Source organism: Rhodococcus sp. T2V (assembly GCF_029269925.1).
Classification (GTDB): Bacteria; Actinomycetota; Actinomycetes; order Mycobacteriales; family Mycobacteriaceae; genus Rhodococcus_F; species Rhodococcus_F koreensis.
In genome coordinates, this window is record NZ_JARJBD010000170.1 from 1 (window position 1) to 9861 (window position 9861).

General features: G+C 67.0%; 13 protein-coding genes and 2 pseudogenes. 5 read left to right on the forward strand and 10 right to left on the reverse strand.

The window, feature by feature from the left end:
- From P3H15_RS51565 to P3H15_RS51575, 3 genes are all read right to left on the reverse strand, one after another.
- On the reverse strand, positions 1 to 423 hold a 423-nt coding region (locus P3H15_RS51565; protein WP_276144419.1), incomplete at its 3' end, for a PAS domain-containing protein.
- Between the two features lie 298 nt (positions 424 to 721).
- A complete protein-coding gene (locus tag P3H15_RS51570) occupies positions 722 to 901 on the reverse strand; it encodes a YegP family protein (protein WP_276144420.1) in 180 nt (59 codons plus the stop codon).
- 188 nt (positions 902 to 1089) lie between these two features.
- A complete protein-coding gene (locus P3H15_RS51575) occupies positions 1090 to 1539 on the reverse strand; it encodes a pyridoxamine 5'-phosphate oxidase family protein (RefSeq protein ID WP_276144421.1) in 450 nt (149 codons plus the stop codon).
- A gap of 317 nt (positions 1540 to 1856) precedes the next feature.
- On the opposite strand from P3H15_RS51575, the gene P3H15_RS51580 reads away from it, so the two are divergent.
- Positions 1857 to 2165: a hypothetical protein gene (locus P3H15_RS51580; protein WP_276144422.1), complete on the forward strand. Its 309-nt coding sequence runs from the start codon at positions 1857 to 1859 to the stop codon at positions 2163 to 2165.
- On the opposite strand, the gene P3H15_RS51585 is transcribed toward P3H15_RS51580, so the two are convergent.
- From P3H15_RS51585 to P3H15_RS51595, 3 genes are all read right to left on the reverse strand, one after another.
- Positions 2162 to 2566 (reverse strand): DnaJ domain-containing protein, encoded by a 405-nt coding sequence (locus P3H15_RS51585; RefSeq protein WP_276144423.1) that lies wholly within the window; start codon positions 2564 to 2566, stop codon positions 2162 to 2164. The genes P3H15_RS51580 and P3H15_RS51585 overlap by 4 nt on opposite strands.
- Before the next feature lie 406 nt (positions 2567 to 2972).
- A complete protein-coding gene (locus P3H15_RS51590) occupies positions 2973 to 3296 on the reverse strand; it encodes a hypothetical protein (RefSeq protein WP_276144424.1) in 324 nt (107 codons plus the stop codon).
- A 65-nt stretch (positions 3297 to 3361) separates the two neighbouring features.
- Complete coding sequence (locus P3H15_RS51595) at positions 3362 to 3805, reverse strand: Hsp20/alpha crystallin family protein (protein WP_276144429.1); 444 nt, start codon at positions 3803 to 3805, stop codon at positions 3362 to 3364.
- A gap of 128 nt (positions 3806 to 3933) precedes the next feature.
- Here P3H15_RS51595 and P3H15_RS51600 point away from each other — a divergent pair, with 128 nt between their 5' ends.
- Positions 3934 to 4350 (forward strand): MerR family transcriptional regulator, encoded by a 417-nt coding sequence (locus P3H15_RS51600; protein ID WP_276144425.1) that lies wholly within the window; start codon positions 3934 to 3936, stop codon positions 4348 to 4350.
- Between the two features lie 650 nt (positions 4351 to 5000).
- Here the strand turns inward: P3H15_RS51600 and P3H15_RS51605 are convergent.
- From P3H15_RS51605 to hadA, 3 genes and pseudogenes are all read right to left on the reverse strand, one after another.
- A pseudogene (locus P3H15_RS51605) lies at positions 5001 to 5187 on the reverse strand (hypothetical protein); the annotation flags it as partial.
- 42 nt (positions 5188 to 5229) lie between these two features.
- Positions 5230 to 5385: a DUF6131 family protein gene (locus P3H15_RS51610; RefSeq protein ID WP_007296776.1), complete on the reverse strand. Its 156-nt coding sequence runs from the start codon at positions 5383 to 5385 to the stop codon at positions 5230 to 5232.
- A 207-nt stretch (positions 5386 to 5592) separates the two neighbouring features.
- Positions 5593 to 6072 carry a (3R)-hydroxyacyl-ACP dehydratase subunit HadA gene (gene hadA, locus P3H15_RS51615; RefSeq protein ID WP_276144426.1) on the reverse strand — a complete coding sequence of 160 codons (480 nt, stop codon included), beginning with the start codon at positions 6070 to 6072 and terminating at the stop codon, positions 5593 to 5595.
- 263 nt (positions 6073 to 6335) lie between these two features.
- Here hadA and P3H15_RS51620 point away from each other — a divergent pair, with 263 nt between their 5' ends.
- Positions 6336 to 7430 (forward strand): hypothetical protein, encoded by a 1095-nt coding sequence (locus P3H15_RS51620; protein WP_276144427.1) that lies wholly within the window; start codon positions 6336 to 6338, stop codon positions 7428 to 7430.
- Between the two features lie 188 nt (positions 7431 to 7618).
- A complete protein-coding gene (locus tag P3H15_RS51625; RefSeq protein ID WP_276144428.1) occupies positions 7619 to 8800 on the forward strand; it encodes a zinc-dependent alcohol dehydrogenase in 1182 nt (393 codons plus the stop codon).
- Positions 8801 to 9107: 307 nt separating this feature from the next.
- Here the strand turns inward: P3H15_RS51625 and P3H15_RS51630 are convergent, their stop codons facing one another.
- Complete coding sequence (locus P3H15_RS51630; RefSeq protein ID WP_219453833.1) at positions 9108 to 9323, reverse strand: hypothetical protein; 216 nt, start codon at positions 9321 to 9323, stop codon at positions 9108 to 9110.
- A 303-nt stretch (positions 9324 to 9626) separates the two neighbouring features.
- Between P3H15_RS51630 and P3H15_RS51635 the strand changes: the two are divergent.
- Positions 9627 to 9785 (forward strand): annotated as a pseudogene (locus P3H15_RS51635) (transcriptional regulator); the annotation flags it as partial.
- Between the last annotated feature and the right edge of the window lie 76 nt (positions 9786 to 9861).

The following is a 9861-nucleotide window of genomic DNA, read 5'->3' on the forward strand; positions in this document are numbered from 1 at the left end:
CGCCCGCGATTGCTCGAGGGCGGCGACGGTTTCGTCGACGGAGTCCTTGACGTCGCTGCGGTGCGAGTCGGTGATGTCGATGTAGAACCCGGTCGTGCCGATCACGGCACCGGTGTCGTCGAACATCCGGTCCCCTACGACCACGACCTGGCGAACGTTGCCGGCGGTGTCGATGATCCGGTGCTTGCTGCTGAACGGCTCGGCATCGTTGATCATCCGGTCCAGCACCCGGGCGACATGCGGATGGTCCGCGGGGTGCTTGTGGGAGAGCAGCAATTCCGTGGTCGGGGTGACCTCGTCGGGTCGGTAGCCGTGCATCTGGGCAACGGAGTCGGACCATTCCCACCGCTGACCGTCCAGGAAGAACCGGAAGCTGCCCACCCGCTGCGGCTCGCCGCCATCGAACACCTGCTCTGACTCCACGCCCTATTTTTTAGCAAATCGGTAACCGGCAAGTTGCACGGACTTCGTCCGTGATCAGGTTCGTGGTCTGGCGGTGTGATTGTGTGTGGGAACTGCGGTCTCAGTAATGTTTCGGCAACACACCGGAACCTCCTCGAAAGGCGTTCGCCGACAACGGCAACCTCACCGTCGATCCGCCATCCACTAAACCGCGGGAGGGGGCGACCAGGCGTGCAACGTAGGACGCGAGTACCCCATCCCCAGGTGCGCAAGCAGCGTCGGCGGTCCGCCCTCGGCCTCCGGCCGCATGAGCGGGGGGTCAGGTCAGGTCCTCGGTCGGGGCGGTCGCCGCATTGGCCTTGATCGACGCAATCCCGTTCTGGGCTGCCGCCTTCGAGGTGTAGCCCTGACTGGCCGCGATGATCTCGCCGTTCGCTGCCTTGAGGTGGAACCGGAACTGGCCGGCGGTGTCCTTGAACAGCTCGAACTTCGCAGTCATCGCCCCTCCTCGGGATGAATTCACGGCGGTCGCCGACAACGCTCACCGTAAGCCGACCGGCCCGCCGGTGGCACCGGAACCGGCTGATTACCTGCGGCTCTTGAGTGTCTGTCCGGCGACTGCACCTCGAGGTCGACTCCGCTCTCGTGGGCTCACACTCACTCGCTCTCCGCACGGCGCCGAAGTCGTCAGCGGTGGTCACCGGTGGGGCGGAGCAGGGTGGTGCGGTGGCCGCTGAGCGAGGCGATGTCGATGAGGAGATAACCATCGCCGGCAGAGCCGCTCCACGGGGAACGGGTGGGATCGTCGAACCCGCCGAGACCGTCCGTGCCGGCGAACAGTCGGGCGCGGCCGATCGCGAGCACCGACCAGCCCGAACGCGTCGACGCGGTGATGTTTCCGGTTTCGAAGGCGAGGACGGTGCCCTCGAAGCGGGTGAACCACGGATTGTCTCCGGTCGGGATGACGATCTGCCCGTCCGGGCAGGCGAAGGTCACCGGCCGCACCGCCGGCAGGGCGTTCTCGGTGTAGAGCAACCGCCCGACGGGGACCGACCGCAGGAAATCCAGGCACTCCCGTGTGGTGAGAGGCCCGTCCGTGGCGGTGCTCGCCGCCGTCGGCTCTGGGCGAGGGTCCATCACGTCCCAGTTCTGTTGCGGCAAAGTGCTCTGTCGACACCTTCAGAATCTCCCGACAGCAACCACCCTCGATAGGGGACAACGTCACCCGCCCCACCGCCCGTCCTCTCGTCTGCGACCTGCCCGGACCGGCGTCCTCTCGGGGTGCTCGGACGCGACTCGACGACGGGTGTGTGGCCACCGCGATGGCGGTCTTCGCCGGATCCGCCGTTTCCGCCTCGTCCGAGGGGGCACTCGGCCACCAGGTGCTCGGCACCAACTCCGGGACGGCATCGACCCCAGATGGGGTCCCGGGGAACGACACGTGGAGGCAACGGATGAGTATGCGGGTGTGTGACACCATCGATCACGACGAGATCCGCCGGTGGATCCAACTGCACCGCGGTGCCCCGGCCCGGGTCCCGGACCCGGCGGCGGTTTGCTCGGCGCAGGTGCTGCTCGTCGACTTCCTCGGGGCCCGGTCGGGTCACTATTTCGAGCACATTTCGTGGGAGGAATGGTTCGCCTGGTTCGACGATCACCACCTGTGTTTCCGCTGCCCCGACGATCCGGAAAGCCTGGCGTTTCACCTGTTTCCGCGCGGAGCGACCCCGTCGACCGTCCATGCGGTCAACCTGAGTCCCTAGCCGCAATGTGGGTGCCATCGCACCGGGCTCACCCACAATCCGGTCGCGGGTGGACGTCGCGGCGGCGGGGTATCGAGGGGAACGAGATGGATGTGGACCGGTCCGCTCGGTCGGGTCGGAAACCGCGGGGGGCGCCGACGGACGGTGTCGAGTTCTTCGTCCACAGCCGGATCGGTGACTGCCTGGTCGTGCTCGGCGCGGTGTTCGGGGTCGCGCAGGAGGGCGTAGGCGGACAAGATGCGCTGCAGGTCCTCGTCCGCCGCAAGGTCGGTGGGCCGGTGGGGGATGCGGGTGTCGGGGTGATGGTGGCGCAGCAACCGTCGGTAGGCGCTGGTGATCTCGGCCTGGGACGCCGCCGAGGACAGTCCCAGCACCTGATACGGATCCCGCTCGGTGGCCATTGGCCCCTCATCTCGTCTCGTCGTGCGATTCGCAGCGAAGGGTGGTTCCGGGCGTTCGGGGTGCCGGAACCACCGGGATGGGACGGGCCCGACCCGCACACGGCGGGCCCGTCCCCGCTTTGATGGTTGTCGCGAATTCCGGTGGGGCAGGTTCCGTCCGGGACGGCCGCCGTCTGCGGTTCGCCCTGCACTGGCTGTGCGCCCCAGGCGATCCCTCATCGGTTGGCGCACCGTGTGAGGGACGCGGTCGGCGCCGTCACTGACTTGTCGGTCGATCGGCGGCGGGCGGGCGGTGTGCCCGGGGTTCGCCGCGCCGCGTGCGACGGATGACAGGTAACGGCGGCGGCCGCGGACGAACCCCGTCAACAGTCGGTACTCGTCTGATTCATCACCCCTTTGCGCGTCGTCACGGATGAGATGTGGTCCCGGCGCTGGTCTTTCCGACTCGCGGTGGGGAGCGTTGGGTGGCCCGGACCTGCGGGGTCGGGGGCTCGGACATCGTCCACGCCGTCGAGGCGGGAGCCGATGGAAGGGGCGGGCCGGCCGGTGCGGTGGCCAACCGTGTGAGCAGGACCACGGCCTGCGGCGTGAGCGCGTCGGCGAGGATGCGGTCCGAATCGGCCGCGAGCAGCGTGTAGTCGAGCTCGTGCCAGGGCCACACCACCGCAGTTTCGGTGCGCTCCGGGATCACGGTGGCATTCCCCTCGGTGACGGTGTTCGCCGCTGTCATGATGTTCACCCCCTACCCGGGCCTTGTCGGCCTCGGTCGACGTGTCACCTAATTTCCCTCTCGGCTCAGGTGTCGGCCGCGCCCCGGGCGGTGACCGCCTTCTTCTCGGAATGACCGTTGCTGCTGATCTCGATCTTGCGGGGTTTGGCCTTCTCCGCGATCGGGATCGTCAACCGCAGCACCCCGGCGTCGTAGCTGGCTTCGATCCGGTCCGCGTCGAGGTTCTCCCCGAGGAACAGTTGTCGGCTGAACACCCCGCGCGGCCGCTCGGCGGCCACCATCTCCTGGGTTTCGTTCAGTGCGGGTCGTTCGGCGTGCACCGTCAGCGTGTTCTTCTCGACGTCCAGATCCAGCGAGTCGGCGCTGACGCCGGGCAGGTCGAACTCCACCACGAACCGGTCCTCCTCGCGCCAGGCGTCCATCGGCATCACCGCCGGACGGGCCGTCGTGCCGAGGATCTGCTGCGTCAGACGGTCGAGGTCGCGGAACGGATCCGTCCGCATCAACATCATGTCCACCTCCTGAAACCCTTTCCATTCCACCAGGTAAACTCCAGCAGATGCTGTAGGTTTGGTATAGCATCTGTCGTAGAATGTGACAAGAGGCTGTGCGGGAAAATTCTTGATCGGAGCAGGTGGTGTCCCTAGGATCTGGGCGGTACGACCCCGGATCGCCATCGCTGCGAGGGGTGTACGGCATCTCGGTGGCCGCCGAGCTGTCCGGGTTCGGGATCGCGGCGCTGCGGTTGTACGAGGACTACGGGCTGCTCACCCCGGGGCGCACCAGCGGTGGTACCCGCCGCTACAGCGACTACGACCTGGCGCGGCTGCGGCGGATCGCCGAACTCATCGACGCCGGTGTCAACCTGGTCGGCATCGGCCGGGTCCTCGACCTCGAGCTCCGCACCGACGAACTCGAACGCGACAACCGCCGCCTGGAAGCCGACAACGCGCACCTACGCGCCGAGCAGGATCCCGAGACCGTCACCGATCACACGGGCCCCGCCCGTACCCCCGACGACGACGCCGTGCGGGACCGGCCGCCCCGCACGTGACGCCCACGGCCCGCACAGACCCGACGGGATCGACCCCCCAAGCAGCATCCCCGCCTGCGGGACGCCCCGGTGATCGTGCTTGGATGACCTACTCGTCGTCGGTGTCGAGTTCGACGCAGTTCCACGTCACGGTCCGGTCCGGTGGTACGTGGCCGCGTTCGGTGAAGGTGGGCGGTCGCGACGGGGTGACCGAGTAACCCCGGTGGGGGGTCGGGGTGTGGGTTGCGTCGCGGGTGATGACGGCGCGGCGAAGAACGCGGCCCCGTGTCGTGGGCACGGTGTGGTGAAACAGGTGCAGGTGGCGGTCGTAGATCAGGCAGCCCGAGATCGCGGTGGGACCCTCGGGTTCTTTCCAGTCCGCGAGCAGCGCGGCTACGTGGTCGTTGTTGTGGGCTACCCAGTCGTATTCGCCGGGGCGGTGGGCGGCGACGCGCTCGACGTGCACGGGGACATCCCAGCTCACCACTTCTGCCGGCAGCATCTCCGGTCGACACCAGGTCGTCGCGGCGTCGATTCGGTCTCCGACGAGCAGACGTTCGTGTCCGTGTTCGGGGTCGACCAGCATCCAGATCCTCACGCCCCTCAGCATGAACCGTGTGCGCCCGTTCCGTGGTGCCTGCGGTCCGCGCGGTCCCGTGCCGGCGGAGGAACCAAAGATGTCTGCCTCTTCAGTGGCGATCATCAGCTCCGGCACCGTGACGTAGGCGACGGTCCGCAGGTTCGGCAGTTCGGCTGCGACCGCCACGATGGCCTCATCTGGTCGTAGAACGGCGCCGCCGTCGCGCCGGTCGGTCAGCAGGCCTGCGCGGCGGCGGCCAGCTGGGGGTGCAGCGGATGCACGATGTCTGCGATGGGCAGCGGGCGCCTACTCGCGAACCTTCAGAACCAGTGACGGCGGCCGCCGACGGCGCGGCCGGTGGCGCCGAGCAACGCGAGGATGACTCCGATGACCAACAGGATGATCCCAATGGTCCAGAGGATCGAGATTCCCGCTACGAATCCGATCACGAGCAGAATCAGTCCGAGAATGATCACGATGAACCTCGTCCGTCCTAGTCGGAAAACAGATGGTCGACAGCGGGATACGCCGGGTCGGCCGCGAGGAGGGTGCGCGCATGCCCCGGTAGGTCTCACTCCTGGTTTGTGCTGGTCCCTGCACGAAGCGCACCATCTCGTCCTGCGGGCGCCGGACTCGCGCTGGCCGAATCCGGAGCTCTGAACGAGGAGGGGCCGGTTGGGCGATCAGCGGCTGTAGGCGACCAGGGTGGTCCACATCGTCTGCACCGGGGTGTCGTGCTGGTCGAGCATGATCGTCTTGGTGACCATGATGTCGTTGCCGGCGGCGTGGCGGAACGAGTCGAGGAAGACGTCGCAGATCAGGCGGTCGCCCACCGTGATGGGGCGGTGGAACTGCAGGCGTTGATCGGTGTGCAGGATCTCGGCGGGGTCGTAGCCGGTGAGGACTTCGTCGAACAGGTGCTGCTGCGCGATCATCGCCACGACGGACCCGAAGGTGAGCGGGGCGATCAGGCCGTCATAGCCCAGGCCGACGGCCGCGTCCTCGCTCCGGTGCGCCGGATGGGGGTCTTGCAGGGACTTGGCGAACTCGCGGATCTTCTCGCGGCCGACCTCATAGAAGTCGGTGACCCGGTAGTGATGACCGACCAGGCCCGCCGTCCGCTGCGCCCGGGTCGTCCTGGTGTCGTCGAGGATGGTGGCCACCGAGGAGAACCTACCGGTTCGTATGTGCGGTCGCCGGGCACTGCACTCCGTTCCTGAATGGCGCGCGTGTCGGATGGGTGCATGCGGCAACGGATCGCCCCGCCCCCGACCGGCAGAGTTGCGGTATCTCTGCGTCTCCTGCCTCCCAGCGTCTCCCGCGTACCCAGCGTCCGGGCTGGCAGCGGAGATCGGTGGCGGTGCTGTGATGCACGCGCACCCACTGCCTGCGGTTGGGGGGCGGACCGATCGGGTACGCGAAGGCGGTGACGGCGAACGAGCAGGTGCAGGCAGGGCGCCCCGGTGCCGCGGGTGAGCAGGTCTCGGTGCTGCTGATCGCGGATCCGGGCGAACCGGCGGCTCTCGCCGAACGCCTTGCGGAGTCCCTGCCGGACCGCCTGCGCAGCCCTGACCGGGTCGAGCGTCGGTGGACGATGTGCGTGCGCCGCAAGCCGTACTTGCCCGACGAGCAAGCGGATTTCGCGGATGTCATCGACACGGTCGATCCGTCCTCCGAAGCGGAGGACATCGTCGTGTATCTCACCGATCTGCCGCGCCGCGAGGACACCCTGCCGGTGGTGGCCGACGTCAGCGCCGACCACAAATTCGCGCTCATCTCCGTCGCCGGGGTGGGCGGTCTGCGCATCGAGCGCCGGGTCCGCACCGTCACCGAACTCGCGATCGCCCGCGTCCTCGGGGAACCGGACCTCAACCCCGGCGCGGCGCGGCGGTTTCCGTCGGCGCAGATCCCGGGCGGTATCCGGTACTTCGCGCCGTCGGGGCTGCGGCGGCTGCGACTGCTGTCGGGGATGGTGCGGGCGAACCGGCCGTGGCGTCTGGTCACCGGACTGTCGAAGGTCCTCGTCGGCGCCTTCGCCACGGGTGCGATCGCGCTGGCCACCAACACGATCTGGTTGTTCGCCGACACGATGGGTCCGTGGCGGATGGGTGCGGCGACGGTGCTGTCGATCGTGGCGATGATTCTCTGGCTGATCCTCGATCACGAACTGTGGGAGCGGCTGACGTCGCCGGACGAGCGCGATCGATCGGTGCTGTACAACACCGCGACCGTGGTCACCCTGGTCATCGGCGTGATCGTGCTGCACGTGGCCCTGTTCGGTCTGCTGCTGTTCACCGCGTGTCTGACTCTTCCCCCGGAACTGTTGTCCCGTGTTCTGGGGCACGGGGTGACCTTTGTTGATTACCTGACGCTCGCCTGGTTGCTGGCGTCCATCGCGACCATCGGTGGGGCGCTCGGGTCGGGTCTCGAGGACGACGCCGCCGTCAGGGAGGCGGCGTACGGGGTCCGGCAGCGGCAACGCATCGAGGAGACGCGGAGGCCGTCGAACCAGGCGCGATGAACGTGGCCGAAGCGTGGCGACCGGGGCCTGGTGAGTGATCGGGTTTGTCCCGAGATCGGAATCCTCAGCCCGGCTGCCATCCGCGTAAGGCGATCCGCACAGCGGAAGACCATGCCGAGCGCGGTTTACCTGCATCCCCCGTCGGGCACCCGAACACGGACATCAACCGACGAGAGGTGTGGTTCCCAGTGCGAGCAGTCACGTGGCAAGGCAAACGGAAGGTCAGCGTGGACACCGTCGCCGATCCCAAGATCGAACAACCGACGGACGCCGTCATCAAGGTCACCACGACGAACATCTGCGGGTCCGACCTGCACCTGTACGAAACACTCGGCCCGTTCATGGGAGAAGGGGACGTCCTCGGCCACGAACCGATGGGAATCGTCGAAGAAGTCGGCGCGGAGGCGGGAAACCTGAAGGTCGGCGACCGGGTGGTGATCCCGTTCCAAATCTCCTGTGGCACCTGTTTCATGTGCAACATGCAGCTGTACACGCAGTGTGAGACGACGCAGGTCCGCGAGCAGGGCATGGGAGCGGCGTTGTTCGGCTTCTCGAAGCTCTACGGCCAGGTTCCGGGAGGACAGGCCGAGTACCTCCGTGTTCCCCAAGCCCAGTTCACCCACATGAAAGTTCCCGAGGGGCCGCCGGATTCGCGATTCGTCTATCTGTCCGACGTGTTGCCCACGGCATGGCAGTCGGTGGAGTACGCAGCCATCCCCGCGGGCGGGTCGGTCACCGTACTGGGCCTCGGGCCGATCGGAGACATGGCAGCGCGGATCGCCCACCACAAGGGCGCACGGGTCATCGCGGTCGACAACGTCCCCGAACGTCTCGCTCGCGCCAAGGCCCGGGGCATCGACACCCTGGACCTGGACGAGCACGGTAGCGATCTCGCCGACGTGATTCGCGACGCGACCGACGGCCGGGGCACCGACTCGGTGATCGATGCGGTCGGAATGGAGGCGCACGGTTCACCGATCGGCAAGCTCGCCCAGCAGATCGTCGGGTATCTTCCCGATGCGGTTGCGGCGCCGCTGATGCAGAAGGCGGGGGTGGACCGTCTCGGCGCACTGTATTCGGCGATCGACATCGTTCGCCGCGGCGGAACGATTTCCATCATCGGGGTCTACGGCGGCATGGCCGACCCGCTCCCCATGCTCACCCTGTTCGACAAGCAGATCCAGCTGCGGATGGGTCAGGCCAACATCAAGAGGTGGGTGGACGACATCATGCCGCTTCTCGGCGATGACGACCCCCTCGGCGTGGACACCTTCGCCACTCACCAACTTCCCCTCGAACAGGCGCCGCACGCCTACGAGATCTTCCAGAAGAAGCAGGACGGGGCGGTGAAGATCCAGCTCACACCCTGAACAACGCACTCGCTCAGCAGGAGCAGCGCACCAACAGCCCGCTGGCCAGTACAAATATCAGCGAAATACATGTCCCGCTCCCGGTTGTATAGCTGATCGATCGTTCCGGTGACGCCCCTCGCACTTGCAACCAAGGAAACCTGATATTCAGCGAACAGCTGTTGCGGGTCTTGCGTACGACCCGGCCGCAATGAGATGGCCCACGTCGTAGGCAATTGCAGTGCGAAGTGCCGTCCTAAGCGCGTCAAGGTCGTCACCGGTCACGACAGCCGCGATATGTCCGTCCGGCCAGATAATCCACATCTCGTCATCGCCGGCCGCGAGGCCGCTCCGCAGCGACCCGCCTGACATCGATGTCGGACAGTCGGTGCATCCGCACGGGCGCCCGCACTGCGTCGAGAACGGTGCGACGGAGTCGATTGTCGTCGACGGTATCCCCGAACACGATGAGGATGCCGTCGCGGCACCACGCCCGCAGATGGGTGGCGCCGATCCCAAGCACATACACCGGTGCGTCGGGCACCAGGACTCCGGGGGCGGGAGGAGCCAGAGTTCCCTTCGGCGGCCGTCCCCCGAACGGGTGCAGTTCGGCCGGCGTGGTCAGCGGGGAATCGTGGTACCAGAATGGTTCCGAGAGCCGTCCTGAATCGACCTGAGCTTTGGCGTTCTCGTCGGTGTGGGCGATTGGAGGACATGCATCCGGTAAGCGCGCTGCTGATCATCCTGAGGCACAAGAAAATCCATCGTCGAGGATGTGACGTCGATGTTTTCGAGGGCGGCGGCACGTCGTTCGAGGTCGTAGGTCCTGATCGAGGAAACGGGGGGCTCACGGACCGCGGTCAGCCAGCACCTGGCGAAGCTGCGGTTCACCGGACTGGTGGACACCCGCAAGGATGGCCGGCGGGTGATCTACTGCATCCACGACGGCCACCTTTCCCGGCTGGTCCTCGAGGGCATCAACCACGCCGACCACGTCGTCAGCGGACCCCCCACACGGATAAGTCCACCGCCCCGGCTGACATCTGGGCGCACGCGAACGTGGGCAATGAGCCGCACAAGGG